The organism is Burkholderia sp. Ac-20384, from assembly GCF_017104605.1.
In the GTDB taxonomy this organism is placed as follows: domain Bacteria; phylum Pseudomonadota; class Gammaproteobacteria; order Burkholderiales; family Burkholderiaceae; genus Burkholderia; species Burkholderia lata.
Map to the genome: position 1 here is coordinate 25,852 of NZ_JAAGPE010000019.1, position 25,127 is coordinate 50,978.

26 protein-coding genes are annotated in these 25,127 nt (G+C 66.2%); 16 read left to right on the forward strand and 10 right to left on the reverse strand.

The genetic code is table 11. The features are described from left to right. The first annotated feature begins 25 nt into the window (after positions 1-25). Together G3O00_RS05930 and G3O00_RS05935 are read left to right on the forward strand one after the other, a co-directional pair. Entirely contained in the window at positions 26-1,258 is a 1,233-nt protein-coding gene (locus G3O00_RS05930) for an MFS transporter (RefSeq protein ID WP_206142399.1), read from the forward strand. 107 nt (positions 1,259-1,365) lie between these two features. Beyond that, positions 1,366-2,277 (forward strand): LysR family transcriptional regulator, encoded by a 912-nt coding sequence (locus G3O00_RS05935; protein ID WP_206142400.1) that lies wholly within the window; start codon positions 1,366-1,368, stop codon positions 2,275-2,277. 27 nt (positions 2,278-2,304) lie between these two features. On the opposite strand, the gene G3O00_RS05940 is transcribed toward G3O00_RS05935, so the two are convergent. The 3 genes from G3O00_RS05940 to G3O00_RS05950 are packed head-to-tail and all read right to left on the reverse strand — an operon-like array spanning position 2,305 to position 6,544. After that, the gene (locus tag G3O00_RS05940) at positions 2,305-3,669 is read right to left on the reverse strand and encodes a cytochrome c (RefSeq protein ID WP_206142401.1); all 1,365 of its coding nucleotides are present in this window, start codon (positions 3,667-3,669) and stop codon (positions 2,305-2,307) included. 29 nt (positions 3,670-3,698) lie between these two features. Continuing rightward, positions 3,699-5,948, reverse strand: coding sequence for a molybdopterin cofactor-binding domain-containing protein (locus G3O00_RS05945; protein WP_206142402.1), 2,250 nt, complete (start codon positions 5,946-5,948; stop codon positions 3,699-3,701). After that, positions 5,948-6,544 (reverse strand): (2Fe-2S)-binding protein, encoded by a 597-nt coding sequence (locus G3O00_RS05950; protein WP_206142403.1) that lies wholly within the window; start codon positions 6,542-6,544, stop codon positions 5,948-5,950. The genes G3O00_RS05945 and G3O00_RS05950 overlap by 1 nt, the downstream gene beginning before the upstream one ends. Positions 6,545-7,006: 462 nt before the next feature. Here G3O00_RS05950 and G3O00_RS05955 point away from each other — a divergent pair, with 462 nt between their 5' ends. The 6 genes from G3O00_RS05955 to trpS all read left to right on the forward strand — a co-directional run bounded on the left by G3O00_RS05955 (position 7,007) and on the right by trpS (position 11,262). Further along, on the forward strand, positions 7,007-7,276 hold the full coding sequence (locus tag G3O00_RS05955) for a DUF4148 domain-containing protein (protein WP_206142404.1): 270 nt from the start codon (positions 7,007-7,009) through the stop codon (positions 7,274-7,276). 26 nt (positions 7,277-7,302) lie between these two features. Further along, positions 7,303-8,070, forward strand: a complete 768-nt coding sequence (locus G3O00_RS05960) for a glucose 1-dehydrogenase (protein ID WP_206142405.1) — start codon at positions 7,303-7,305, stop codon at positions 8,068-8,070. A 75-nt stretch (positions 8,071-8,145) separates the two neighbouring features. Beyond that, positions 8,146-8,394 carry a 4-oxalocrotonate tautomerase family protein gene (locus tag G3O00_RS05965; RefSeq protein WP_206142406.1) on the forward strand — a complete coding sequence of 83 codons (249 nt, stop codon included), beginning with the start codon at positions 8,146-8,148 and terminating at the stop codon, positions 8,392-8,394. A 91-nt stretch (positions 8,395-8,485) separates the two neighbouring features. Next, entirely contained in the window at positions 8,486-9,472 is a 987-nt protein-coding gene (locus G3O00_RS05970) for an aldo/keto reductase (protein ID WP_206142407.1), read from the forward strand. Between the two features lie 412 nt (positions 9,473-9,884). After that, positions 9,885-10,040 carry a hypothetical protein gene (locus G3O00_RS05975; protein WP_167316001.1) on the forward strand — a complete coding sequence of 52 codons (156 nt, stop codon included), beginning with the start codon at positions 9,885-9,887 and terminating at the stop codon, positions 10,038-10,040. 208 nt (positions 10,041-10,248) lie between these two features. Further along, positions 10,249-11,262 carry a tryptophan--tRNA ligase gene (gene trpS, locus G3O00_RS05980; RefSeq protein ID WP_206142408.1) on the forward strand — a complete coding sequence of 338 codons (1,014 nt, stop codon included), beginning with the start codon at positions 10,249-10,251 and terminating at the stop codon, positions 11,260-11,262. A 117-nt stretch (positions 11,263-11,379) separates the two neighbouring features. On the opposite strand, the gene G3O00_RS05985 is transcribed toward trpS, so the two are convergent. Further along, positions 11,380-11,790, reverse strand: coding sequence for a VOC family protein (locus G3O00_RS05985; protein WP_206142409.1), 411 nt, complete (start codon positions 11,788-11,790; stop codon positions 11,380-11,382). 211 nt (positions 11,791-12,001) lie between these two features. Between G3O00_RS05985 and G3O00_RS05990 the strand changes: the two genes are divergently transcribed. Then, complete coding sequence (locus tag G3O00_RS05990) at positions 12,002-12,442, forward strand: nuclear transport factor 2 family protein (RefSeq protein ID WP_174930122.1); 441 nt, start codon at positions 12,002-12,004, stop codon at positions 12,440-12,442. Positions 12,443-12,466: 24 nt separating this feature from the next. Here G3O00_RS05990 and G3O00_RS05995 read toward each other — a convergent pair whose 3' ends face one another. The 5 genes from G3O00_RS05995 to G3O00_RS06015 form a co-directional block, all read right to left on the reverse strand. Continuing rightward, complete coding sequence (locus tag G3O00_RS05995; RefSeq protein ID WP_206142410.1) at positions 12,467-12,853, reverse strand: VOC family protein; 387 nt, start codon at positions 12,851-12,853, stop codon at positions 12,467-12,469. 57 nt (positions 12,854-12,910) lie between these two features. Next, positions 12,911-13,504, reverse strand: a complete 594-nt coding sequence (locus G3O00_RS06000; protein ID WP_206142411.1) for an SMI1/KNR4 family protein — start codon at positions 13,502-13,504, stop codon at positions 12,911-12,913. A 79-nt stretch (positions 13,505-13,583) separates the two neighbouring features. Then, positions 13,584-14,504 (reverse strand): bestrophin, encoded by a 921-nt coding sequence (locus G3O00_RS06005; RefSeq protein WP_174930119.1) that lies wholly within the window; start codon positions 14,502-14,504, stop codon positions 13,584-13,586. Between the two features lie 178 nt (positions 14,505-14,682). Beyond that, complete coding sequence (gene cydB / locus G3O00_RS06010; RefSeq protein ID WP_174930118.1) at positions 14,683-15,690, reverse strand: cytochrome d ubiquinol oxidase subunit II; 1,008 nt, start codon at positions 15,688-15,690, stop codon at positions 14,683-14,685. A 3-nt stretch (positions 15,691-15,693) separates the two neighbouring features. Further along, a complete protein-coding gene (locus G3O00_RS06015) occupies positions 15,694-17,094 on the reverse strand; it encodes a cytochrome ubiquinol oxidase subunit I (RefSeq protein ID WP_011349658.1) in 1,401 nt (466 codons plus the stop codon). Positions 17,095-17,519: 425 nt separating this feature from the next. Between G3O00_RS06015 and fdhD the strand changes: the two genes are divergently transcribed. The 5 genes from fdhD to moaD all read left to right on the forward strand — a co-directional run bounded on the left by fdhD (position 17,520) and on the right by moaD (position 21,875). Then, a complete protein-coding gene (fdhD, locus tag G3O00_RS06020; protein ID WP_206142412.1) occupies positions 17,520-18,398 on the forward strand; it encodes a formate dehydrogenase accessory sulfurtransferase FdhD in 879 nt (292 codons plus the stop codon). Next, positions 18,398-19,612 (forward strand): gephyrin-like molybdotransferase Glp, encoded by a 1,215-nt coding sequence (gene glp / locus G3O00_RS06025; RefSeq protein ID WP_206142413.1) that lies wholly within the window; start codon positions 18,398-18,400, stop codon positions 19,610-19,612. The genes fdhD and glp overlap by 1 nt, the downstream gene beginning before the upstream one ends. Positions 19,613-19,820: 208 nt before the next feature. Continuing rightward, positions 19,821-20,945 (forward strand): GTP 3',8-cyclase MoaA, encoded by a 1,125-nt coding sequence (gene moaA, locus G3O00_RS06030; RefSeq protein ID WP_206142414.1) that lies wholly within the window; start codon positions 19,821-19,823, stop codon positions 20,943-20,945. Between the two features lie 46 nt (positions 20,946-20,991). Continuing rightward, positions 20,992-21,561, forward strand: coding sequence for a molybdenum cofactor biosynthesis protein MoaE (locus G3O00_RS06035; RefSeq protein WP_206142415.1), 570 nt, complete (start codon positions 20,992-20,994; stop codon positions 21,559-21,561). Between the two features lie 56 nt (positions 21,562-21,617). Beyond that, positions 21,618-21,875 carry a molybdopterin converting factor subunit 1 gene (gene moaD / locus G3O00_RS06040; protein ID WP_206142416.1) on the forward strand — a complete coding sequence of 86 codons (258 nt, stop codon included), beginning with the start codon at positions 21,618-21,620 and terminating at the stop codon, positions 21,873-21,875. A 74-nt stretch (positions 21,876-21,949) separates the two neighbouring features. Here moaD and G3O00_RS06045 read toward each other — a convergent pair whose 3' ends face one another. Beyond that, positions 21,950-22,867, reverse strand: a complete 918-nt coding sequence (locus tag G3O00_RS06045) for a LysR family transcriptional regulator (protein ID WP_206142417.1) — start codon at positions 22,865-22,867, stop codon at positions 21,950-21,952. Between the two features lie 147 nt (positions 22,868-23,014). Between G3O00_RS06045 and G3O00_RS06050 the strand changes: the two genes are divergently transcribed. Beyond that, the gene (locus G3O00_RS06050) at positions 23,015-23,956 is read left to right on the forward strand and encodes a hydroxymethylglutaryl-CoA lyase (protein WP_206142418.1); all 942 of its coding nucleotides are present in this window, start codon (positions 23,015-23,017) and stop codon (positions 23,954-23,956) included. Positions 23,957-23,963: 7 nt separating this feature from the next. Beyond that, positions 23,964-25,115: a CaiB/BaiF CoA-transferase family protein gene (locus G3O00_RS06055; protein ID WP_206142419.1), complete on the forward strand. Its 1,152-nt coding sequence runs from the start codon at positions 23,964-23,966 to the stop codon at positions 25,113-25,115. The last annotated feature ends 12 nt before the right edge of the window (positions 25,116-25,127 follow it).

The window sequence follows — 25,127 nt, forward strand, 5'->3', positions numbered from 1 at the left end:
CGGGCGACGCAACCAACCGTATTCCATGACAAACATCCTCATCGACAACCCGACGGGCAATTCCGACGCCCTCAATGAACCAGATGCGCAAGCAACACCATGGAGCGGCGTCTTCGCGATGTCGGTTTGTGCGTTCGCCCTCATCGCATCGGAATTCCTTCCAGTCAGCCTGCTGACACCCATGGCGACCGACCTTCACGTCAGCGAGGGGATGGCAGGCCAGGGAATCGCGATCTCAGGCACCTTCGCGGTCCTGACGAGCCTGTTCATTTCGGGGCTGGCCGGCAGCCTGAACCGCAAGACGCTGTTGCTCGGGCTCACGGCTGCGATGGGCGTTTCCGGCACGATCGTCGCGCTGGCGCCGAACTACCTCACCTACATGCTGGGCCGGGCGCTGATCGGCGTCGTGGTCGGCGGTTTCTGGTCCATGTCGGCGGCCACGGCCATCCGGCTGGTGCCGACGTCCCAGGTGCCGCGCGCCCTTGCCATCGTCAATGGCGGCAATGCGCTGGCCACGGTGGTGGCCGCGCCGCTCGGCGCGTATCTCGGCGCTGTCATCGGCTGGCGCGACGCCTTCCTGTGCCTCGTGCCGGTCGTGCTGATCGCGCTCGTCTGGCAATGGATCACGCTACCTTCGATGCCCGCGGCGGCACGGCCGTCGGGCATCGCTCACGTGTTCAGGGTATTCACGCTGTTCAGGCGCCCCGGCGTCGCCGTGGGCATGCTGGCCGGCAGCCTGTTTTTCATGGGGCAGTTTGCGTTGTTCACCTATGTACGGCCCTTCCTCGAAACCGTCACGCAAGTGCACGGGCCCACGATTTCACTCGTCCTGCTCGTGATCGGCGCCGCGGGTTTCGTCGGCACTGTGCTCATCGGCAGGTTCCTGCAGCGCGGCTTCTATCCGACGCTGATCGCGCTGCCCGTGCTGATGGCGGCGATCGCCGTGGCCCTGATCGTGTTCGGAGGATGGCTTGCCGCCGTCGTCGCACTGCTCGGGCTGTGGGGGCTGACCGGTACATCGGCGCCCGTCGGCTGGTGGGCTTGGATTGCCCGGGTCTTTCCGAACGACGCTGAAGCCGGTGGCGGCCTGTTTGTCGCCGTCGTCCAGATGTCCATCGCACTGGGCTCCACGGTGGGCGGCGTGCTGTTCGACCACAGCGGGTATCGAAGCACGTTCGTCGTGAGCGCCGCGCTGCTGGCGGTCTCCGCCGCCCTGACGGTCATGACGGCACGCGGGGCCGCAGCACGTGGCGCCTGATCGAATGGACCCGATCGGCAGGAACCGCTTGATACCCCCTTCGACTGGCCGCTGAATCCAAAAGAATATATAAATACGGCCAGTCAATTTCCGCGAGAGGCTGGGCTATGGGAAGGCGCAATCTCAACGACCTCTGGGCCTTCGTCACCGTCGCGCGCGAAGGCAGTTTCACCCGTGCCGCCGCGGCGCTCGGTGTCACGCAACCTGCCCTGAGCCAGACCATTCGGAGCCTCGAGGAGCGATTGCAAATCCGGCTGCTGACCCGCACGACCCGCAGCGTCTCGCCCACCGCCGCGGGCGAGCGTCTGGTTCAGGCCATCGGCAATCGCTTCGACGAAATCGAAGCGGAGCTCGATGCGCTGACCGAGTTGCGCGACAAGCCAGCCGGCACGGTGCGCATTACATGCGGAGACTACGCGCTACACAGCATCCTGCTGCCGAAGCTCGACCCGCTGCTGCGCGCATATCCGGATATCAGGATCGAGTTCGACGTGAACTATGGTTTCCGCGACATCGTGGCAGACCGCTTCGATGCCGGCGTTCGCCTTGGCAACACCATCGACAAGGACATGATTGCCGTCCCCATCGGGCCGCCATTGCGCCTGGCCGTCGTTGCATCGCCGGCGTATTTTGCCGCCCACCCTGTCCCGAAGTCGCCTCAGGACCTGACCGCGCACAATTGCATCAACCAGCGGATGACCACCTCCGGCGGCCTGTATGTCTGGGATTTCGAGCGCCGGGGCCAACGCGTGAACGTCCGCGTGGACGGACAGCTGATTTTCAATACCACGCAGCCGCAGATCGACGCAGCGCTGGCCGGGCTCGGCATCACGCTGCTGCCCGAAGACGAGCTGATGCCGCTCATCGACAGCGGCCGGCTCGTACGCGTGCTGGATGAATGGTGCCCGGAATTCGGCGGATACCATCTGTACTATCCGAGCAGGCGTCAGCTGTCGCCGGCATTTTCGCTCGTGGTGCAAGCGTTGCGCGTCACCCGGTCGAAGAAGGTGAAACGCTGAACGGCGCGCGCATCACCGTGACTAGACTCACCGCATCTGCAGCACGATCACGTTGCTGCTGGCCGGATGCGTCAGTTCGCGAAGATGCTTCACCTCATCGGTCCTCACGGCGCCGCCACGGTTGCCCCATGACGTCCGGACGAAGGTCAGTACGTCCGCGATCTCCTGATCGGAGAGCTGCTTGCGAAACGGCGGCATGCGATAGGCGTCCGGCACGCCATCCGCCACGACACGGCCGGAGCCGTTCAACGTCACGTTGACGGACGACACGTTCGTATTGCTCATCGACGACGCCGCGCCCGCGAGAGGCGGTATCCACACGCCCTGTCCGCGCCCGTCGATGCCATGACACGCGCTGCATTTCGCGATGAAAGTCTGTGCGCCGGGCACCTTCAACCGCTGATCGAGCGCGAGGTGATCGTTGGACGCCGCGTCGTACTGCCACGGTGCGCCGTCGCGCGCAGGATTGCCAGGCAGCGACTTCAGATAATGCGCGACAGCGCGCAGATCGTCGTCCGTCATGTGCTGCGTCGAGTTGTTGAATACGTCGGCCATCGACCCGAACACGACCGCATGCGGGTTGCGCCCCGTCCTCAGGAAACGAAAGACATCGTCCTCGCTCCAGCGGGCGAGCCCAGCGTTCGCGTCGCCCCGCAAGCTCGGTGCATACCATCCGTCCAGTTCGGCGCCCGCCAGATACAGGGTACTGCGCTCGTCGAGTGCTTTCTCGTCCATCGCCACGCCGCGCGGCGTGTGACAGCTGCCGCAATGACCGAGTCCCTGGACGAGATAGGCGCCACGGCTCCATTGCCCGTCGGCCGACACTTTCGCCTGATACGCATCCGGCTCGGTGAATACCGCATTCCACAGCGCGAGCGGCCACCGCATGTTCAGCGGCCACGGGATATCGCTGCGCCTGTTTTCCTTTCGAACCGGCTGTACGCTGTGCATGAAGTACGCATAGAGCGCACGCACGTCGTCGTCGGCAAGCTTCGAATAGGACGGGTACGGCATCGCCGGATAGAGGCGATGACCGTCGCGCGCGACACCATGGCGCAGCGCGCGGTCGAAATCCGCGAGCGTATAGCGGCCGACGCCGGTTGCACCGTCGGGCGTGATGTTCGTCGCAAAGATCGACCCGAACGGCGTAGCCATCTCGAGGCCACCGGCGAACGGTGCACCGTTCGGCGTACTGTGGCACGCGACGCAGTCGCCGAGCCGCGCGACGTATTCGCCGTGTCGAATCAGTTCGGCCGACGGCACGCCCGCATCGGCGGTGCCATTGAACGGCGACGCGGGTGTGCGGGTCGCGAACCAGGCGACGCCGGCCGCCACGACAACGCAGGCGGGCAGCAGGATGGCGAGGGTTTTCTTGATGCAGCTTTTTTTCATTGTCAGGCGAGGTTTTCCGAGCGTGAGCTTCACGTGTTGAACGTGTAGCGCGAGAGCGGCATGCTGCGAATGCGCCGGCCGGTCAGCCGGGCAACCGCATTGGCCACCGCCGGCGGTACGGCCGGCAACGGCGGCTCGCCTATGCCGCCCATCTTCTCGCCGCTCTCGATGATCCGGACGTGCACGCGTGCCATGCGCACTGGCGGCAGAATCGGGTACATGTCGTAGTTGCGCGCGAGTGGCACCCCCTTTTCGTACACGGTCTCCTCCAGCAGGACCTGGGACAGCCCTAGCGCCACCGCGCTGCTCACCTGTGCCTGGACGATGGCCGGGTTGACGACGCTGCCCGGATCGATCGCCTCCCAGATGTCGTGCACCTTGACCTGCCCTTGCTCGATCGACACCTCCGCGATCACCGCGGCCTCTGTACCGAACGGGCTTGCCATCGCGACGCCGCGCGCGCGACGCGTACCGTCGCCGGCCGTGAACGGTCCGCGCTTCCAGCCGCCCGACATTTCGCCCACCGCTTGCAACAGATTCGTGAGCCGCGTGTTGCCGCTCAACATCCGCATCCGCAGGTCGTACGGGTCGTGCCCGCCCGCGTCAGCAAGCTCATCCAGGAACGTCTCGTAGAAAAAGTCGTTCATCGAGTTGCCGACCGACCGCCAATAACCTTGCACCACCGGGCTCTTCACATAAAGCCGTGCAATGCGGCGATCCGGAATCGCGTATTGCTTGCCGGCCAGCCCTTCAACGGCACTGGGATCCACTTTCTCGCCGCGCTTGTTGCTCAACGCCTCGGTGGGACCTTCGGTGACCGTTACGGCTTCGAGGGCGATCGGCAGCCCCTGTGCGTCGAGTCCGCCGCGAAAGCGCACCGCGGCCATCGGCCGCAATGCATCCCGCAGGAACTCCTCCTCGCGGCTCCATACAACCTTGACCGGTCGTCCGACTGCCTTGGCAAGCTGAATCGCCTGCGGATACACAAGGGCCGTGTCGTACAGGAAATGCCGCCCGAAGAACCCGCCGAGCAGCGGCGAGTGGATGATCACCTTCTCGACAGCCAGGCCCGTTCGATTCGCGATATCGGCCTGGAACATCTCGGGCGCCTGATTCGGCATCCACAGTTCAAGCGACCCGTCGGCGTTGAATCGCGCAAGCGCCGACGGCGGTTCCAGCTGCGCGTGATTCAGATACTGGCTGTGATAGGTCGCGCTGACGACCTTCTGCGCACGCTTGAACGCAGCGGCCGCATTGCCCACGACCTCCGCGTCGTCGCCGGTTCCCGGTTCTCCGGCGAGGCGTTGCGCGAATGCCGCCGTCGAGAAATCGGCAGGCATGTAACGCACGGCGGAGTCCGGCCCGGGCTCCCGCCAGTCCACCTGGAGCGCTTCCGCCGCACGCTTCGCGTCCCACCAGCGTTCGGCCACCACCGAGACCGCGCCCGGCAAGCGATGAACGGAATGCACGCCCTTCATCGCGCGGACCTGCACCTCATTGCGGATCGCGCCCACAGTCAGCCCAAGTCGCGGGGCATGCTGAACCGCCGCCTGCAGCATGTCATCCACGCGACTGTCGATGCTGTACATCGCCTTGCCGGTCGATTTCTGATGCACGTCCACGCGCCGGACCGGCTTGCCGATCCAGCGGAACTGCGCGGGATCCTTCAGCTTCACGCTCGCGGGATCGGGCATCGGCAGATCCATCGCGTGCGCGGCGAGTTGCCCGTAGTCGAGCGAGCGGCCGGATGCGCGATGGACCACCCTGCCAGGTTCCGTGCCCAGCCCATCCACCGGCACGCGCAATTGCGCAGCCGCCGCCTGCAGCAGCATCCGGCGCGCCAAGGCGCCAAGGCGGCGCATCGTCGAATAGCTCATGCGCACCGACATGCTGCCGCCGGTAATCCGCATCCCGTTTTCCATGACCTTGTACTCGGCACCGGGCGGCGCGCTTTCCACGACGAAGTGCGCGGGATCGGCATCAAGCTCTTCGCCGACAATCTGCGCCATTGCCGTGAAGATGCCCTGGCCGCCCTCCATGAACGGGCTGAGCAGCCGGATCGTGCCATCCGGACGAATCTCCAGGAATGCCGGGACGCGCGTACCGGGCACCGCGGCGACCGTCCCGGCACGCGCGGCACGCACCGGCAGGCCGAACCCGAGTACGAATGCGCCGGCGGCCGTGCCTGCGGAAGCGAGGAGGAAACGTCGCCGGGAAAGGTTCGCCGGTTCGCCGATCGGGAACCTATCGCCCGGCGCGGGCGTGTCGGCACCCTTCATCACGCATCACCCCGCGCGTCTTCGTCGGTACCGGGCTTCTCGCGCGCGATCATGCTCACGATGGCGATGCCGGCCATAGTGGCCGTCGCTGCGGTGCCGAGGTTCGGTACGGCTGGCCCGGCCAAACGATCGGCGTCGGCCTGGGCGGTCGGGCTGCCCGACAGGTCGTACATCGCGGCACGAATCGCGTTGTACGTCCCGCAGCGGCAGAGGTTGATCATCGCCGAAGCAATCTGCTCGTCTGTCGGATGCGGATTCTGCTTGAGCAATGCGGTCGCGGCCATGACCTGACCGGACTGACAGTACCCGCATTGAGGAACCTGGTGCCTGACCCACGCCGCGACGACTCGCTCGCCAATCTCGTCCTCTTCGATCGCCTCGATCGTCATGATCCTGCGCCCGGCCACACCCTCGATCGGCGTGACGCACGAGCGCATCAGCGTGCCGTCGACCAGAACCGAGCAGGCACCGCATTGCGCGAGCCCGCAACCGTACTTCGTTCCCGTCAGGCCGAGTTCATCGCGAATCGCCCATAACAGCGGCGTGTCACCGTCGGACCGAACCTCGTGGGTCTTGCCGTTGATATGAAGCAGCATGACTCTTCCGTTTTCCTTAACGATTATTTATATGGACTCCACATGGATAGATGAAGCGTATCCGGTGTCTTCCGCATGTTTCAATCGATGCTAGCACGCTGGTTTTCTCAGATTAACCACATGGTTCAGATAGGGTCTATCAGCGACGCTAATGAGTCGGTCAGCCGCCGGATAGCTCCGGTCGATCCGGCTGCCGCTCGCGATGACACGGGATGCGGTATCGGCGCGTCTCCGGTTTCCCACCCGACGATTCATGAAAATTGCTTATAGGCTCTAGTCGAGCTGGCCGCTTAATCAAATCGCCGCGCAAACGTAGACTCTCCACATCGATCGATCCCTTGCGCGCTGCGTCCGCTCGCCACCATCGTGCGGAAGACGCCGACGACGCCCCAGTCTGTCCGATCCAACCCGAGCTGCCCCTGAAATGCATCGCAGCCATCAGCCTTGTCCGGAACCCACATCGTGAACTTCGTCCTTCGCCTTCCTGTCACCCTCCTCGCCGTCGCGAGTCCGTTGCTGGCATCCGCGCAGTCTGTGTCGCACAGCCTGACGCGCGAGCAGGTCTACACCGAAATGGCGCGATATCAGGCCGCCGGCTTCAACCCCGCCCGCGCGAATCCCCGTACCTGGGTGGATGACGCCCAGACCGCGTCTTTCAGGGTATCAACTCATCAGGAATCCACAGTACAACCGCGACTGGCCACCAACGGCACGTCGAGCGCGTGCAACTGAATCGATAGTGACGGAGATCCGACAACATGAATCCGACTTACGATTTCAACGGCAATGTGGCGCTGGTAACGGGCGCCGCGATGGGCATGGGCCTCGCCGCCGCCCGCGCGTTCGCGCGCAGCGGCGCCTCCGTGGTTCTGGCCGATCTCGACGGCCATCTCGCCGCGCAGGAGGCGGCCAAGATCGTCGACGCAGGCGGAATCGCCATCGGGCTGGCCTGCGACGTCACCGACGAAGCACAGATCGCCGCCGCCGTCGATCAGACGGTTGCACGATTCGGTCGTCTCGACATGGCGTTCAACAACGCCGGTATCCAGGTACCGCCGAGCGACGCGGCCGATGAGCCTGCAGAAAGTTTTTCGCGTGTGGTCGCCGTCAACCAGTTCGGCGTCTGGGCGAGCATGAAGCACGAACTCCGGGTAATGCGCGCACAGGGGGCCGGTGCGATCGTCAACAACTCATCCCTCGGCGGCCTGATCGGCCTGCCGGGGCGCGCGGCCTATCACGGTACAAAGCACGCGGTGCTCGGCATGACGAAGAGCGCCGCGGTCGAGTACGCGTCCCGCGGCGTGCGCATCAACGCGGTATGTCCCGGCACGATCGACACGCCGATGGTGCAGGACATGCTCAGGCAGCAGGCCGGCGCCATGGCCGAGATCCTGAAGGAGCAGTCGATCGGCCGACTCGGCACGGCAGACGAAGTGGCGGCGGCCGTTCTGTGGCTGTGCAGTCCCGGCTCCAGCTTCGTCGTGGGTGTCGGCCTTCCTGTAGACGGCGGTTTCACGGCTCACTGAGATCGTCGGCGCAGGCCGACGGCGCGCCATCGCCTCTCGGTTGAAATCCCGAACCGAAACGACCGGAGTCTTTTCATGCCGCATCTCATCGTCAAGATTGTTGAAGGGCGCACCAGCGCAATCAAGCAGGCGCTGGCCAACCGGCTGACGGAAACCGTCATGGACGTACTCGCGCTCGACGCCGGCTCGGTGTCGGTTGCCGTGGAAGAAGTCGCGCCGGACGAGTGGATGCGGAAAATCTACGGCCCCGATATCGAAGCCGCAGCGGACCGCTTGCTCAAACGTCCCGGCTATGGCCCGCTCGCGAGGAGTGCGGAAGGGTGAGCAATCAGTTAGCCCCCCCGACTCCGAACCAACGATTCGACGACACGTCGCGATCCCATCTCGATAGCGACCATCGCAGGAGCATGACGCAATGGACTACACCCATCTTGGCCGTACCGGTCTGAAAATCAGCCGCATCGGTCTGGGTACCATGAACTTCGGAGAGCTGACCGACGAATCAACCAGCTTCGGGATCATGGACACGGCGCTGGACGCCGGCATCAATTTCTTCGACACGGCCGATGTCTACGGCGGCCCGCAGTCCCCCGACATGAAAAAGGGCTTCGGGCTCTCCGAAGAAATCATCGGCCGCTGGCTCGCACAGGGTGGACGACGCGACAAGATCGTGCTCGCGACCAAGGTGTATCAACCGATGGATACCGGCCCGAACGACAAGTATCTGTCGGCCTATCACATACGCCGTGCCTGCGATGCCAGCCTCAAACGGTTGAAGACCGATCATATCGACGTGTACCAGATGCATCACATCGATCGGACGACACCCTGGGAAGAGATCTGGCAAGCGATGGAGCAACTGATTCGCGACGGCAAGATCACCTACGTCGGCAGCAGCAATTTCGCCGGGTGGGACATCGCCACCGCGCAATGCGTCGCCGCCTCGCGCAACCTGTTGGGGCTGGTATCGGAGCAAAGCCTCTACAACCTCTCCCAGCGGACCGTCGAGCTGGAAGTCGTCCCGGCGCTGCGCCACTTCGGCATCGGCCTCATTCCGTGGAGCCCGATCGGTATGGGATTGCTGGGCGGCGTGCTGCGCAAGCTCGCCGACGGTCGCCGGGCCACGCCGGGGCTGCGACAACGTATCAACGCGCTACGCCCGCAGCTGGAAGCCTACGAGGCACTGTGCGACACGCTGGGCGAAGCGCCCGCCGACGTGGCGTTGGCGTGGCTGCTCCACCGCCCGGTCGTGACCGCCGCGATCAGCGGCCCACGTACGATCGAGCAGTTGCGGCAAAACCTCAACGCGCTCTCGCTGAAACTCTCCAACGAGACGCAGGCCAAGCTGGACGAGATCTGGCCAGGCCCGGGCGGCGAAGCGCCGGTGGCCTACGCGTGGTAAGCAGTTGACCGGTTTCACGTTAACGCGAGGCTGGCGCGCCCCGCCATTCTTCAAAACCGCTTCCCTCCTGTCTACCGGACGGTGCCGTGGGAACGGTACCGTCCCACCGCTCCCATTGCGCCTGCAGTCGTCGCCGCGAATGCCGAAGATCGAGCCACATCGATAGCCGCCCCTCCCGACAATTCTTGACTGTGCCCATGCCGACGATTTGGTAGGATGCACGTCGCCTCCGTATGGACGGCAGCCGGACACTCAACCGTCCCTTTTTTTGCCACACGACCGGCTCACCCCGCCGTCGCGCGCCGGTGCCCTGAACCGCACCCCAGCCCCCGTCAAACCCGCAACACCCCGGCGTCGCCCCACCCGACCCGTTGCAGCAACCGTTGGAGCGGCGCCTCGTGCGCCAGCAAGCATGAAGAACTCGAAGCCGTCCACCCGCCCTCCGCGCGAGAAAGACCGCACGCCGCTGGTACGCGCAAGCGCACTGCTGTTGATGGCCGGCCTGCTGTACCTGCTGTGGCCGTCGGCCGAAACCGCGTACCTCGCGATGGAGTCGGTCATCCGCTGACGCGGCACGTCCCTCCCGCCCTGCGCTATACTCACGCAATGGAAACCCGACCTGCCTCGCCGAACGTGCATTGCTGGTGGCGCGCCTGACCCAGGCGGCCCGTTTCCTTTTGCATGTCCCAAACGTGATGCCGCCAGCGATGGCGGCATTTGCGTTTCTGCGCAGACACCATGGCTGGCGGCTTCGATAACCCGGAGCAACGACCAACATGACCCACCCCGCCCGCCCGACCATCCTCACCGGTGACCGCACGACCGGCCCGCTGCATCTCGGCCACTACATCGGCTCGCTGCGCGCCCGCGTGCAGATGCAGCACGAAGCGAAGCAGTTCCTGCTGCTCGCCGACACACAGGCGCTGACCGACAACATGGGCCGCCGCCAGCGCGTCACCGAGAACGTGATCGAAGTCGCGCTCGACTATCTCGCGGTCGGCATCGATCCGGCGATCTCGACGATCGTCGTGCAGTCGCAGGTGCCCGAACTCGCCGAGCTGTCGCAATACCTGCTGAACCTCGTCACGGTCGCGCGCCTCGAACGCAACCCGACCATCAAGGAAGAGATCCGCCTGCGCGGTTTCGAGCGCGACATCCCGGCCGGCTTCCTCACCTACCCGGTGAGCCAGGCGGCCGACATCACCGCGTTCAAGGCGACCCATGTGCCGGTCGGCGACGACCAGTTGCCGATGATCGAGCAGACCAACGAACTCGTGCGCCGCTTCAACGCGACCGTCGAGCAGCCGGTGCTGGTCGAATGCGAGGCCGTGCTGTCGCCGGTCACGCGTCTGCCGGGGATCGACGGCAAGGCCAAGATGAGCAAGTCGCTCGGCAACGCGATCACGCTCGGCTCGACGCCGGACGAGATCACGCAGGCCGTGAAGGACATGTACACGGACCCGAACCACCTGCGCGTGAGCGATCCCGGCCAGGTCGAGGGCAACGTCGTGTTCACGTTCCTCGATGCGTTCGAACCCGACGTGAAGAAGGTCGACGAGCTGAAAGCGCACTACCGTCGCGGCGGGCTCGGCGACAGCGTCGTCAAGCGCGTGCTGGACGAGCGGCTGCAGGCGCTGATCGAGCCGATCCGCGCGCGCCGCCGCGAATTCGAGGCCGACAAGGCCGAAGTGATGGCGATCCTCAAGCGCGGCACGATGCACGCACGCGACGTGGCCGGCGCGACGCTCGCCGAGGTGAAGGGTGCGATGGGGTTGAACTACTTCGATTGAGCGGCGCAGGCAGCGAGCGTGCGAATGCGCTCCGCGCGCCGCCGGACGGTATCGGGTCGGCGCGTGGCGTTCACCACGTCACGTGCGCGAGCGAGCGTCGATGCACGCACCGCTTCATCACGATGCGCTCGCCGGCACGGACGCATGACACACTGCCTCGACCCGATTGCCGGCCGGGTCGACGAGAAACGCGCCGTAGTAGTCGCCGTGGTAATGCGGCCGCAAGCCGGGTTCGCCGTCGGACTGCCCGCCCGTCGCCAGGCCGGCCTCGAAAAAACCATCCACCTGCTCGCGGCTCGCGGCCTTGAAGCACCAGTGCCGCTTGCTCGCGCCGACTTCAGCGGGATCCAGATAGACCGCCAGAAAAGTCGATGCGGTGTCGTTCGCATTGCAGCGTTCGCCATACCCGAGCGCGGTCGGCCGGTCATAGACCTTGGCTGCGCCCAGCGCGGCCATGATGGCATCGTAGAACGGGCGTGCCCGTTCGATATCCGGCACGCCGATTGATACGTGATCAAGCAATTGCATCGCATCTCCTCCGTCGAAGGGCACACGAGTCTACCTGAGCGCGCCATTTCGCATCGGAGTCGCCTTGCGGCTCGTGGGTGCTACGTGAAACGACGCCGTCACGCGCGATGTCGTTCACGCCGATGGCGGGCCGGCCCTTAGTCCACTCCGCCGATGTCGCGCGCCTGCGCCCCCGCTATCGTTTCCCCGTCATCCACCCACCCACGACGCCATGACGCCCCAGGAAACGATCGACCGGATGGAGATCCAGGATCTGCTGACCCGCTATTGCCACGCTGTCGACCGCCACGACTGGCATGAATTCGAGCGCCTCTTCGCCGCCAATGCGACGCTCGATTACACGGCCTTCGGCGGCCCGGCCGGCAGCCGTGCGGAGATTGCCGCCTATCTGGAACACGTGACGTCGGCGATGCGCGGCACGCAGCACACGATCTCGACATCGCTGCTGATCGTCGACGGCGACGCCGCGACCGCGCGAACGGCCGGCCAGGCGATGATGATCTCGGCCGATGAAGCCGGCGACGATCGCGTGTGCTTCGTCGGGCTCTGGTATCGCGACCTGCTGGTGCGGACCGAATGCGGGTGGCGCATCCAGCGCCGCACGCAGGAGCGCAGCTGGATGCAGAATGCGCCGCCGGTTGCGGCGAGCTGAGCGCCCCGCGCGCGGCGCATTGCGTCACTTCATCTGCATCAGCTGAATCAGGTTCCCGCACGTATCGTCGACGATCGCGACGCGTACGGGCCCGGCGTCCATCGGCTCCAGCGTGAAGCGGACACCGAGATCCCTGAGCCGCGCGAACTCCGCATCGAGATCGTCGACCTGGAACGATGCCGCCGGGACGCCATCCTCGTACAGCGCCTGCTTGTAAGGGCCGACCGCGCGATGGTTGCTCGGCTCGAGCAGCAGCTCGGTGCCGTCCGGCTGGTCCTTCGACACCACGGTCAGCCAGCGGTACTCGCCCACCGGCACGTTGTTCTTCAGCTTGAAACCGAGCTTGTCGGTATAGAACGTCAACGCCTTGTCCTGGTCGTCGACAAAGATACTCGTCACGTAGATTCGCATGTCAATCTCTCCTGAAATGGCAGCCGGCGCCGCCGCTCGCGCAGTCACGCCCCGCCGCTATTCTTCGTCGAAATCGATGACAAACGCATAACCGTCGTCGATTAGCTTGCGCAGGTAGCCGTCGAAGTCGTCGGCGATCACCGCATAGCTGTCGGGATCGTGCAGGAAGCGCACGACCTGCCCGACCTTGCCGCCCGGCGCCGGCTTGAAATCGATGTAGAGCTGCGACGTGCCGCCGTTGTTCATGCAGTGCGAGAAGCACAGCCGCCGGTTCATCGGCAGTGCGATGTCGATGCGCGAGTCGACGAGTTCGCCGTCGTCGTTCGCATCGTCGCCATAGATCTCCGCGATGCTGTCGCGATACTTCGCGCCTTCCTCGAGCATCTGCCCGGCCGACAGCAGGTAATACGGGTATTCGTCGACGTCGGAGCCCAGCACCAGCACGTTGACCGTCGTGCCGCCGTAGTCGCGCCAGTAGGTCCCGTCGAGCTTGCCGAGCAATTCGAGCAGGCTGGCCGGGCACTGCGGATAGGCCACGCGCAACGCGTCGAGCTGCGCGGGCGTCGCGCCGGTTGCCGCGGCGAGCGCCGCGTTGTCGGTGTCGGGAAGCGCGGCGCGCAGGCCGGCGAGATAGGTGTCGACGAGGGTCATCGCGTCAGGTCCGAAGAACAGGCAGCCGCCATTCTAGCGTCCGACGCGATCCACCACTTTCGCGCTTGCGCGCCCCTGCTCAGGTGATCTGGTACGTCGACGCCGGCATGAATTCCTCCGGCAACGGGCGGTCGCCCAGCTCGAGCACCGATCGCTCGATCGTGCGCGTCATCGCATCGAGCGCCAGCGCATTCGGCGCGAGGCCGAACGGCTCGGCCACCTCGCTCGCGATCGCTTCGAGCGCGATCAGCGTGTACGAGATGAACACGCAGATCAGCGGCGTGAAGAACTCCGTCGAATCGACGAGGCCGAACGGCAGCAGCACGCAGTACGCATACACGGTGCGATGCAGCAGCACGCTGTACGAGAACGGAATCGGCGTCGACAGGATGCGCTCGCAACCACCGACCGATTTGCCGACCTCGTCGAGTTGCGTCTCGAACATCCAGCAGGTCGCGTCGCTACCGGGCGCACGGCCCAGCGCGCGGACGATGGCGCCGCGCAGCTCGTCGAGGATCGCGACGGGCTTGAAGCATTTGCCGCCAAGCTCGGTCGTGCGCTCCGCACCGAGAATGCGCTGCAGGTCCGCCGTCGGATCGGTATGGCGAAGCTGATGCTTCAGCGCATAGGTGAGCGCGATCAGCAGGTCGGCCAGCCGGTTGCGCTCGGCGTCGCTCACGCTGTCGGGCAGGTAGCGATTGAACTGCGACGTCAGCGTACGCGCCGCGATCAGCAGGTTGCCCCACAGATGCCGTGCCTCCTTGAAGCGCTCGAAGCTCGCGCTGTTGCGAAAGCCGAGAAAGATCGCGAGCGCGAGCCCGAACAGCGTGAACGGCGCGGTGTTGAGCGGGATCTTCTCGCCGAAGATGCGCCCGTTCGTGAAGACCGCCAGCGTGCTGACGATCGCCATGAATACGAGCTGCGGAATGATCGATTGCAGCACGGAGCCGTTCCAGACGAACAGCATCCTGAGCCAGTTTTGTTGTGGTCGGACGATCATGGTGTTTTCTCGACTGCCAGGGAAATGCGCGAAACGGTGCGCCGGCGCCCGATGCGCAACGGCCCGCGCGTGGCGGGCCGCTGTCGGGTGAATGCCGGGCACGGGCGCCGCGTTGCGCGTGATGATACGCCCGCGCCGGCCGTGCCCGTCACATCATGCGGCGTTCAGTGATAGCCGCTCAGTGATAGCCGATATCGCCCTCGCGCACCTTGCCGCGGAACACGCGGTACTGCATCGCGTTGTACACGAGGATGATCGGCAGCACGATCACGGTGCCGACGAGCGCGAACTTCTGGCTCGACGGGCTCGACGACGCGTCCCAGATCGACAGCGACGGCGGCACGATGTTCGGCCAGATGCTGATCACGAGCCCCGTGTAGCCGAGGAACACGAGCGCGAGCGTCAGCAGGAACGGCGTGGCCTCGTGCGCGCGCTTCACCGTGTGGAAGATGCCCCACACGCACGCGATGACGAGGATCGGCACCGGCAGGAACCAGCCCAGGTTGCCGCTGCCGAACCAGCGATGCGCGACGGCCGGCAGCCCGATCACGGTCCACAGGCTGACCACGCCCATCACGGCGAGCAGCACACCCGCGAGCGGCTTCATCAGGAGCCGCATCTTGCGCTGCAGCTCGCCGTCGACCTTCAGGATCAGCCAGCCGCAGCCGAGCGTCGCATACGTGACGAGCACGCCGATCCCGCACAGCAGGCTGAACGGCGACAGCCAGTCGAACGGCCCGCCCGCGAACTGGTTGTTCTCGATCTTGATGCCCTGCAGCAGCGAACCGAGCACGATCCCCTGACAGAACGCGGCAAGCGCCGAGCCGCCGATGAACGCGAGATCCCACATGTGTTGCGTGCGCGTGGCCTTCGCGCGCAGCTCGAACGCCGCGCCACGGAAGATCAGCCCGACCAGCATCAGCACGAGCGGCAGGTAGTTCGCCGGCAGCAGCGTCGAATACACGACCGGGAACGCGCCGTAGAGCCCCGCGCCGCCGAGCACCAGGAACGTCTCGTTGCCGTCCCACACCGGCGCGACCGTGTTCAGCATCACTTCGCGTTCGGCCTTCGCATCGAAGAACGGAAACAGCAGGCCGATGCCGAGATCGAAGCCGTCCAGCATCACGTAGATGAATACGCCGAGGCCGATGATGGCGGCCCAAATGACAGGAAGATCGATTTGCATGGCTTACTCCGCTTCGGTGACGTTCAGCGGCGTGGACAGCGCGCTCTTGCGCAGCCCCGGATGCCGGTGCAGCTCGATATACCCGGCCTGGGCAGCCGGCCCGCGCTTCATCAGTTTCATCATGTAATAGATACCCGTTCCGAACACCAGGAAATACACGACCACGAAGATCAACAGCGACACGCCGACCTGTTGCGCGCTGAGCGGCGCAACCGAATCGACGGTGCGCAGCACGCCGTACACGGTCCACGGCTGCCGCCCGACCTCGGTGGTGATCCAGCCGGCCAGCAGCGCGAGGATGCCCGACGGCCCCATCGCCACCACGAACCACTGGAACCAGCGCGTCTCATACAGGCGCCCGCCTTTTCTCAGCAGCAGCCCGAGCAGCGCGGTGAGCAGCATCAGCATCCCGAGGCCCGCCATGATCCGGAACGTCCAGAACACGATCGGCGAATACGGGCGGTCCTGCGGCGGGAATTCCTTCAGCCCGCGAATCTCGCCGTCCCAGCTGTGCGTGAGGATCAGGCTGCCGAGGTGCGGCACCTGGATCGCATAGCGCGTGGTTTCGGCCTGCATGTCGGGCAACCCGAACAGGTTCAGCGCAGTGCCGCCCTTCTCGGTTTCCCACAGCCCCTCGATCGCCGCGATCTTCGCCGGCTGGTATTCGCGCGTGTTCAGCCCGTGCGCATCGCCGACGACGATCTGGATCGGTGCGAGCACCAGCAGCATCCACAGCGCCATCGAGAAACTGCGCTTCACCGGCTCGTCGCGGCGCCCCTTGAGCAGGTGCCACGCACCGCATGCGGCGACGATGAAGCCCGCGACGATGAACGCCGCGATCGTCATGTGCACGAGCCGGTACGGGAACGACGGATTGAAGATGATCTTGAACCAGTCGACCGGCACGACGAGGCCGTTCTCGATCTTGTAGCCCTGCGGCGTCTGCATGAAGCTGTTCGACGCGAGGATCCAGAACGTCGAGATCAGCGTGCCGACCGCGACCATCAGTGTCGCGAAGAAGTGCGCGCGCGGGCTGACGCGCTGCCAGCCGAACAGCATCACGCCGAGGAAGCCGGCTTCGAGGAAGAACGCCGTCAACACTTCATACGTGAGCAGCGGGCCCGTGATGTTGCCCGCGACGCGCGAGAAGCCGGCCCAGTTGGTGCCGAACTCGTACGCCATCACGACGCCGGAGACCACGCCCATCCCGAAGCCGATCGCGAAGATCTTCGACCAGAACTGGAACATGGATTTGTAGGCGGCATCGCCGGTGACAAGGTAGCGCCATTCCAGCACTGCCAGGAAGCTCGCCATGCCGATGCTAATCGCCGGAAACACGATGTGGAACGACACCGTGAACGCGAATTGCAATCGGGCGAGATGGAACGCATCGAAGATTTCCATGACCGTAATTTGCTCGTGGTTGTGAGGACGTACGCTCGAAGCAGGAAATCGCGCGACGGCTTGGCGACAACACATGCGAACACAAACGGTCACTCGCATGGCATCGAAGCGTGAATGACGATATCGCGTTTGCAACAATACTCGCAATCGTTCGAGCGCGCGTTAAAACTGTGCTGCTTCCGCTGCCGAAGATGTGTGTACGGAAAACACATTTCGTGCCTTCGCGACGGTCAGCTGTACTGCTTTCCGCATTGCAGCGCTGTATATCCGGCGCGCCTTTCATCCCCTTTAAGATCCCATGAAACGCTTGCCCACGGCCATGCCGAGCCCTTCGGCCGCGCCCGCCCGGCAGCATCGAATCCCCTGGTCCGGCGCACGCGCCCGACCCGGCCGGCCCGCCGGCCGATCCGCCTGGAGAAAACCGCATGGAGTCCTGCATCCGCCGTGACGATCCGACCGGCAGCACCGCGTGTCATGTGACACGTCACCGTGCCGGCGACGCGCGCGACACCGTCGACCGTGTCGTCGACGAAACGCCGGTTGCACTCGTGATCAACGGGATTGCGCACACGGTCATGATGGCGACCCCGATCGACCTCGACGTGTTCGGCCTCGGCTTCGCGTTGAGCGAAGGCATCGTCGAGCGCTCATCGGACGTGTTCGACATCGAAAGCGAATGCCGGGCCGGCAGCGCCGAAGTGCGGATGACCGTGTCGCAGCAGGCGTTCATGGCGATGAAGGCGCACCGGCGCGCGCTGGCCGGCCGTACCGGCTGCGGCGTATGCGGAATCGAAAGCATCGCGCAGCTCGACCTGCACCCGCCACGCATCGCCGCCGCCGGCACGGCCGCCGGTATCGGCGCGGCAGCGATCGAACGCGCCGCGCGTGCGTTGCCGGCCCACCAGACGCTGATGCGCGAGACGGGCGGCATCCACGCGGCCGCCTGGTGCAACCGCGACGGCGCGGTGCTCGACGTGTTCGAGGACGTCGGCCGCCACAACGCGCTCGACAAGCTGATCGGCCGGCTCGCACGGCGTCGCGCCAACCTGCACGACGGCTTCGTGTTCCTGTCGAGCCGCGCAAGCTACGAACTGGTGCGCAAGGCCGCGCGGGTCGGCATCCCGATGATCGCGACGATCTCGGCGCCGACGTCGCTTGCGATCGACGTCGCCCGCGAAGCCGGCGTGCGGCTGCTCGGCTTCTGCCGCAACGACGGCTTCGTCGAGTACGTGTCGCCCGACACCGCGCCACCCGCTCACCCCGATCAACCCGCGCTCGCGCCGGCGCTTCCGGCTCTCTCCTGATGAAACCCCTGACCGATTTCGATACCGCGCAGCAGCATTTCGCCAGTGCGTTCGCACCGCTCGGCGCCACCACGTCCGTCCCGGTCGAGGAAGCCGCCGGCCACGTGCTGGCCGCGCCGCTCACCGCCGTGCTCGACCAGCCGCCGGCCGACCAGAGTGCGATGGACGGCTACGCCGTCCGTCACGCGGATCTCGCGCATGGCGAACCGCTGCGCGTCGCGCAACGCTGCTATGCGGGCGACACGCCGGCACCGCTGGCCCCGCGCACGGCCGCACGCATCTTCACCGGCAGCGTGATCCCGCCCGGCGCGGACACCGTCGTGATGCAGGAGCACGCACGCGAGCAGGACGGCTGGGTCGCGTTCGACGTGCCGCAGCGCACCGGCTCGCATATCCGCCGCCGGGGCGAGGAAGTGCGCGCCGGCGACCTGCTGGTGCCGGCCGGCGTGCGCATGGGCGCAATGCATGTCGGCGTGGCCGCCGCGCAGGGGTTCGCGCGTGTCGACGTGCGCCCGGCGCTGCGTGTCGGCATCCTGACGACCGGCGACGAGCTCGTCGCATGCGGGCAGCCGCGTGCGCCGCAACAGATTTACAACAGCAATGCGCCGATGCTCGCCGCGCTGGTTTCCGGAACCGGTGCCGAGGTCGCGATGAGCCTGCATGCGGCCGACACCGCGGCCGCCGTCGATCGCGCGCTGCGCGACCTGCACGCGGACTGCGACCTGGTGATTTGCGTCGGTGGCGCATCGGTCGGCGACAAGGATCTGCTGCGCCCCGCACTGGACGCGCTCGGCGCGTCGTTCATCGTCACCGGCGTGCGCATGAAGCCGGGCAAGCCGGTTGCACTCGCACGGCTCGACACGCAGCCGGTGGTGTTGCTGCCCGGCAATCCGGGCGCCGCGATGACCGCGTTCGCGCTGTTCGTCGCGCCGCTGATCCGCCGGCTGCAAGGGCGCACCGCCCGCGTGCCGGTCGTGCCGTCGCTGCCGATCGACAGCGACTTCGAACCGGATGCGCAGCGCGAGCGCTTCGTGCGCGTGCACTGCACCGTCGGCCTCGACGGCACGCCCGCACTCGACACGCTGCGCCAGCAAGGCGCCGGCACGCTGCAGTCGCTCGTGCAGGCGAGCGGTCTGGCCCGGCTGCCGGCCGGGCAGCGCATCGCGTGCGGCGACGCGGTACCGTATTACGAATTCGCGCACTGGCTCGCATGAGCGCGACGCCGGACATCCGCCCGATCCGCGCCCTTCGCCGCGCAGGCCACGCAGGTCGTACTGCGAACTGTATTCCTGCAATTCGGGCGCGATTGTGTCCCTGCCGGAAAAACCCGGCGGACTATCCTCACGAAGAGGCTCGTCACGCGCCGTGCGCCTGCCCATCCGCACACGCACGGCCGACCGGCGATGCCCCACCGCTTACTTCTTGCAGGCCGACGAACCGATCGTGAATGCCATCGTTTCCGCCGCGCCGGCCGCTGCCGTACTTTCCGGCAGCGCATCGCCCGGCGCTTTCCCCCGCACGTCCGACACGCTCGGCCGCCCGCTGCGCGACCTGCGCCTGTCCGTGATCGATCAATGCAATTTCCGCTGCGGCTACTGCATGCCGCGCGAAAGCTTCGGCGCCGACTATGCATTCATGCCGTCGTCCGAGCGGCTGTCGTTCGCGCAACTCGAAAAGATCGCCCGTGCGTTCACGTCGCTCGGTGTCGAAAAGATCCGCATCACGGGCGGCGAGCCGCTGCTGCGCCGCAACCTCGAAGCGCTGATCGAACGCCTCGCCGCGCTGACGACCGTCGACGGCAAGCCCGTCGAAATCGCGCTGACGACCAACGGCTCGTTGCTGGCCGCGAAAGCGCGCACACTGCGCGACGCCGGCCTGTCGCGCGTGACGGTCAGCCTCGATGCGATCGACGACGCGGTGTTCCGCCGGATGAGCGACGTCGACGTGCCCGTGTCGCGCGTGCTGGCCGGCATCGAGGCCGCGCAGGCGGCCGGGCTCGCGCCGGTCAAGGTCAACGCGGTGATCGAGCGCGGCGTGAACGACGACCAGATCCTGCCGCTCGTGCGGCACTTCCGGCAGTCCGGCGTGGCCGTGCGCTTCATCGAATACATGGACGTCGGCGGCGCGAGCTTCTGGTCCGGCGACAAGGTCGTGCCGGCCGCGCGGATGCGCGAACTGATCGACGAACACTATCCGCTCGTGCTCGTCGGCGAACCGGGGCACGACGCGACCGCGATCCGTTGCGCGCACATCGACGGCGCGGGCGAAGTCGGCTTTATCGCGAGCGTGTCGCATCCGTTCTGCGGCACCTGTTCGCGCGCCCGCGTGTCGGCCGACGGCCAGCTCTACACGTGCCTGTTCGCGACGCAAGGCACCGACCTGCGGCCGTGGCTCGACGACACGGCGTCGACCGCCGACCTCGCCGCCGCTGTGCGCGACCGCTGGACGCACCGCGACGACCGCTATTCCGAGCGCCGGGCCGCACGGCCAGCCCGTGCGCCGGGCAAGACTTATCCGACCGTGCGCATGTCGCTGGTCGGCGGCTGAGGGGCCGCCGCGCGACACAGGACGCACCGCCTACAGGAGAACCGTCATGACGAGCTTCACCGAATCCCGTGCCGGGCTACCGGACGATCCGTTGCACGCGGGCAGCCCCGCTCCCGACATCACGACCGACCCGCACCCCGAGCCGCCACCGTCGATTACCGCCGGCTTCGAAGTGCGCGTGCAGTACGCGCCGATCGACGCGGGCGCCGAGCTCGCGCCGATCGTTCGCAATCCGAATGTCGGCGCGGTCGTGAATTTCCTCGGTGTCGTGCGCAACGAAGGCGACGTCGACGACGTGATCGCGCTCGAGGTCGAGCACTATCCGACGATGACCGAACAGGCGCTCTGGAGCATCGTCGAGGAAGCCAGCGCACGCTGGCGTCTCGAAGCGATCAAGATCGTGCATCGCGTCGGGCGCATCCCGCTCGGCCAGGCGGTCGTGCTGGTCGTGGTGGCCGCCGCGCATCGGGGGGCCGCGTTCGATGCGTGCGAATTCCTGATGGACTTCCTGAAGACCCACGCCCCGTTCTGGAAGAAGGAGATCCGTCACGACGGCGTATCCGGCTGGGTCGAGGCGAAGGCGCACGACGACCAGGCGATGCGGCGCTGGGGCTGAGCGTCGGTGCTGCGCGTGTTCCGATTCCGCCGAGTGATTCCTTTCAAGACATCGCGATGAAACTGACGATCAAATACTTTGCAAGCATTCGCGAGCAACTCGATCTCGACGAGGAAATCGTCGAGATCGACACGCGCGAGCTCACCGTCGACGCGCTGCGCGACACGCTGGCCGCACGCGACGCACGCAGCGCGGAAGCGCTGCGGACGGACCGGCCCGTGCGCGCGGCCGTCAATCTCGAGATGGTGACGGGGGGATTCGTCGTGCGGGAAGACAGCGAGGTGGCGTTTTTCCCGCCGGTGACGGGCGGCTGACATCACGACGAGCCGGAAGGCACCCGGCGTGACATCGATCGCCCGTCGCAGTTCACACCCGTTGACGCTGCGTATCAGTCGCTCGCTGCCGGCATCGCGGCCCGGCTCGACAGATAGTCGACCATCCGTTGCGCGGCCGGTTGCAATGCGTCGAAGCTCCTGAAACAGACGACGAACCGGCGCTTCGCCCACGCATCGACGAGCGGGATCACCTTGATGCCGAACACCGGCCGATACGTGTCGGCCACTTCCATCGGCACGACGCTGATCCCGAGCCCGGCCGCGACGACGCGAAACGCGGCATCGAACCCCGACACGATCACGCGATACGACACGGTCGTGCCGGCATCGGCGGCCGCGCGCTGCAACAGCGTGTGAACGGCAGTCGTCGGCAGCAGGCCGACATGCTCGTAGCCCAGCGTCTGCTCGAAGCTCAGCGACAGCGCGTTCGCGAGCGGATGATCGCGATGCACGGCCAGCGCCAGCCGGTCCTGCCGATAGGGCCGATGCTGCAAGCCCTGAAGATCGACGTTGTCCCAGCACACGCCCACGCTCGCCGCGCCTTCCCGCAACTGCCGCACGAGTTCGGACGACAACCGCTCTTCCACGTCCACCCGGATGTTCTCGTTGGCCGGTTCGCGCATGAACGACGAAATGTCGTCGAGCAGTGCCTCCGCGATCGCCGATGCCGATGCGCAGATGCTGACGCGCCCCTTCAGCCCGCCGCCGAACGCGGCGACATCGCTCGCGATGCGCTCCATCGTGAAGAGCACGCTGCGCGCGTGCTCGAGCAGCGCATTGCCCGCGGCCGTCGGCTCGACGCCGCGCCGCGAACGCGTGAGCAGCGGCACACCGAGGTCGCTTTCCAGTTGCGCGATGCGCTTGCTGATCGCCGACGGCTCGATATGAACCGCCTCCGCCGCCCGCGCCATATTGCGGTGATCGCACACGGCCACCAGCAGCCGTAGTGTTTTCAGGTCGATGTCACGCATCCGCCGTCTCCAGGCAATCAGGCATTCAGACATTCCATTCCGGAAACGTGGCGGTTCCGAAATACCGCTTTAATGTCCATCAGGAATGTCTAAAGTTAGCACGACGCCGGTGCATCGACACGGGCGAAATCAACGGAGACAAGCGACATGCGGTCGTTCCCCCAGCAGGCAGTCATACGCGAAGTCGGCTTGCGCGACGGGCTGCAAAGCATCCCGCGCATTCTTCCGACGAAACACAAGATCGAGTGGATCGGCGACGCGTACGCGGCCGGTCAGCGCGAAATCGAGGTCGGATCGTTCGTGCCGGCGCGCCTGCTCCCGCAACTGGCCGATACGGCCGAGCTCGTGGCGTATGCGAAGACGCTGCCCGGCCTGTGCGTGTCGGTGCTGGTGCCGAACCTCAAGGGCGCGGAGCACGCGCTCGACGCGGGCGCCGACCTGATGCTGGTGCCGCTCTCGGCGAGCCGCGCACACAGCATCGCGAACCTGCGCAAGACGCCCGACGAAGTCGTCGCCGAGGTGGCGCGCATCCGCGCCGCGCGCGATGCGGCCGGCTCGAAGACGCTGATCGAAGGCGGCATCGGCACCGCGTTCGGCTGCACGATCCAGGGCCGCGTCGAGCAATCGGCGGTGCTGCGTTACCTGCATGCGCTGCTCGATGCCGGCGCCGACCGCGTGAGCATCGCCGACACGGTCGGCTATGCGGGCCCGGCCGCCGTCGGCGAACTGTTCGGCAAGGCGCGCGCCGCCGCAGGCGAGCGTTTCTGGTGCGGCCATTTTCACGACACGCGCGGCCTCGCGCTCGCGAATGTGTACGCGGCGCTCGAAACGGGCGTCGCCCGCTTCGACGCGACACTCGCCGGCATCGGCGGCTGTCCGCATGCGCCCGGCGCGAGCGGCAACGCGTCGAGCGAAGACCTCGCGTTCATGCTCGCCGACATGGGGATCGACACCGGCATCGACATTGCCGCGCTGCTGACGCTGCGCGCGAAGGTCGCGCGCTGGCTGGACGGCGAAACGCTGCACGGCGCGCTGTGGCGCGCGGGCCTGCCGGCCACCCACGCCATCGCAGCCACCACCACCGCCTGAACCCATCATGAACCACGACACCCGACTTCCACTCGACGGTATTCGCGTCATCGAATTCACGCACATGGTCATGGGGCCGACGTGCGGGATGATCCTCGCCGATCTCGGCGCCGAAGTGATCAAGATCGAGCCGCCCGGCGGCGACAAGACGCGCAACCTGCCCGGCCTCGGCATCGGCTTCTTCCGTTCGTTCAACCGCAACAAGAAGAGCGTCGTGCTCGACCTCCATACGCCCGAGGGCAAGGAGGCCGCGGTCGAACTGATCGGCACCTGCGACGTGATGCTCGAGAATTTCCGACCCGGCCTGATGGCGTCGCTCGGCCTCGACTACGACACGCTGTCGGCCCGCTACCCGGCGCTCGTCTACGTGACGCACAAGGGCTTCCTGCCCGGCCCGTACGACCGGCGCCTCGCGCTCGACGAAGTCGTGCAGATGATGGGCGGGCTGTCCTACATGACGGGGCCGGTCGGCCGTCCGCTGCGCGCCGGCACGTCGGTCAACGACATCATGGGCGGCATGTTCGGCGCGATCGGCGTGCTCGCCGCGCTGCGCGAACGCGAGCGCACCGGCCGCGGGCAGGAAGTGCAGAGCGCGCTGTTCGAGAACTGCGTGTTCCTGTGCGCGCAGCACATGCAGCAGTACGCGATGACGCACGAACCGCCACCGCCGATGCCGGCGCGCGTGTCGGCGTGGAGCGTCTACGACGTGTTCACGCTCGCGGATGGCGAACAGCTGTTCATCGGCGCGGTCAGCGACCGGCAGTTCGTCACGCTGTGCGACGTGCTCGCCTGCCCCGCGCTCGCCGCCGAACCGGAGTTCGCCACCAACGCGCTGCGGGTCGCCGTGCGCCCGCGGTTGCTCGAACGGCTCGGCGCGATCCTGAAGAATCATCGCGCTGCCGAGCTGTCGCCGAAACTCGAAGCCGCCGGCATTCCGTATGCGCCGATCGTCCGTCCCGAGCAACTGCTCGACGATCCGCACCTGAAAGCGAGCGGCGGACTGGTGCCGATGCAGACCGACGACGGCCGCACGACCGATGTCGTCCTGCTGCCGATCACGATGGGTGGACGACGGCCCGGCGTGCGCCAGGCGCTCGCGCGCGTCGGCGAGCACACGCAGGAAGTGCTGGCACGGCTGACACGCCGCGCGATCGCATGAGCGATAGCCGAC

Bases quoted from the DNA above. Each gene is read 5' to 3' on its own strand.
- G3O00_RS05950 (WP_206142403.1), bottom strand. From the start codon at position 6,544: ATGCTGCTTCATATCAACGGCAAGACCCACGAGGTTCGGTCCGACGGT.
- G3O00_RS05960 (WP_206142405.1), top strand. From the start codon at position 7,303: ATGAATCCGACTTACGATTTCAACGGCAATGTGGCGCTGGTAACGGGC.
- glp (WP_206142413.1), top strand. From the start codon at position 18,398: ATGAAACCCCTGACCGATTTCGATACCGCGCAGCAGCATTTCGCCAGT.
- G3O00_RS06000 (WP_206142411.1), bottom strand. From the start codon at position 13,504: ATGACCCTCGTCGACACCTATCTCGCCGGCCTGCGCGCCGCGCTTCCC.
- G3O00_RS05935 (WP_206142400.1), top strand. From the start codon at position 1,366: ATGGGAAGGCGCAATCTCAACGACCTCTGGGCCTTCGTCACCGTCGCG.
- G3O00_RS05975 (WP_167316001.1), top strand. From the start codon at position 9,885: ATGAAGAACTCGAAGCCGTCCACCCGCCCTCCGCGCGAGAAAGACCGC.
- G3O00_RS06045 (WP_206142417.1), bottom strand. From the start codon at position 22,867: ATGCGTGACATCGACCTGAAAACACTACGGCTGCTGGTGGCCGTGTGC.
- trpS (WP_206142408.1), top strand. From the start codon at position 10,249: ATGACCCACCCCGCCCGCCCGACCATCCTCACCGGTGACCGCACGACC.
- G3O00_RS06005 (WP_174930119.1), bottom strand. From the start codon at position 14,504: ATGATCGTCCGACCACAACAAAACTGGCTCAGGATGCTGTTCGTCTGG.
- fdhD (WP_206142412.1), top strand. From the start codon at position 17,520: ATGGAGTCCTGCATCCGCCGTGACGATCCGACCGGCAGCACCGCGTGT.
- moaD (WP_206142416.1), top strand. From the start codon at position 21,618: ATGAAACTGACGATCAAATACTTTGCAAGCATTCGCGAGCAACTCGAT.
- G3O00_RS05940 (WP_206142401.1), bottom strand. From the start codon at position 3,669: ATGAAAAAAAGCTGCATCAAGAAAACCCTCGCCATCCTGCTGCCCGCC.
- G3O00_RS06055 (WP_206142419.1), top strand. From the start codon at position 23,964: ATGAACCACGACACCCGACTTCCACTCGACGGTATTCGCGTCATCGAA.
- G3O00_RS06035 (WP_206142415.1), top strand. From the start codon at position 20,992: ATGACGAGCTTCACCGAATCCCGTGCCGGGCTACCGGACGATCCGTTG.
- G3O00_RS05945 (WP_206142402.1), bottom strand. From the start codon at position 5,948: ATGAAGGGTGCCGACACGCCCGCGCCGGGCGATAGGTTCCCGATCGGC.
- G3O00_RS05970 (WP_206142407.1), top strand. From the start codon at position 8,486: ATGGACTACACCCATCTTGGCCGTACCGGTCTGAAAATCAGCCGCATC.
- cydB (WP_174930118.1), bottom strand. From the start codon at position 15,690: ATGCAAATCGATCTTCCTGTCATTTGGGCCGCCATCATCGGCCTCGGC.
- G3O00_RS05995 (WP_206142410.1), bottom strand. From the start codon at position 12,853: ATGCGAATCTACGTGACGAGTATCTTTGTCGACGACCAGGACAAGGCG.
- G3O00_RS05965 (WP_206142406.1), top strand. From the start codon at position 8,146: ATGCCGCATCTCATCGTCAAGATTGTTGAAGGGCGCACCAGCGCAATC.
- G3O00_RS05930 (WP_206142399.1), top strand. From the start codon at position 26: ATGACAAACATCCTCATCGACAACCCGACGGGCAATTCCGACGCCCTC.
- G3O00_RS05985 (WP_206142409.1), bottom strand. From the start codon at position 11,790: ATGCAATTGCTTGATCACGTATCAATCGGCGTGCCGGATATCGAACGG.
- G3O00_RS06050 (WP_206142418.1), top strand. From the start codon at position 23,015: ATGCGGTCGTTCCCCCAGCAGGCAGTCATACGCGAAGTCGGCTTGCGC.
- G3O00_RS05990 (WP_174930122.1), top strand. From the start codon at position 12,002: ATGACGCCCCAGGAAACGATCGACCGGATGGAGATCCAGGATCTGCTG.
- G3O00_RS06015 (WP_011349658.1), bottom strand. From the start codon at position 17,094: ATGGAAATCTTCGATGCGTTCCATCTCGCCCGATTGCAATTCGCGTTC.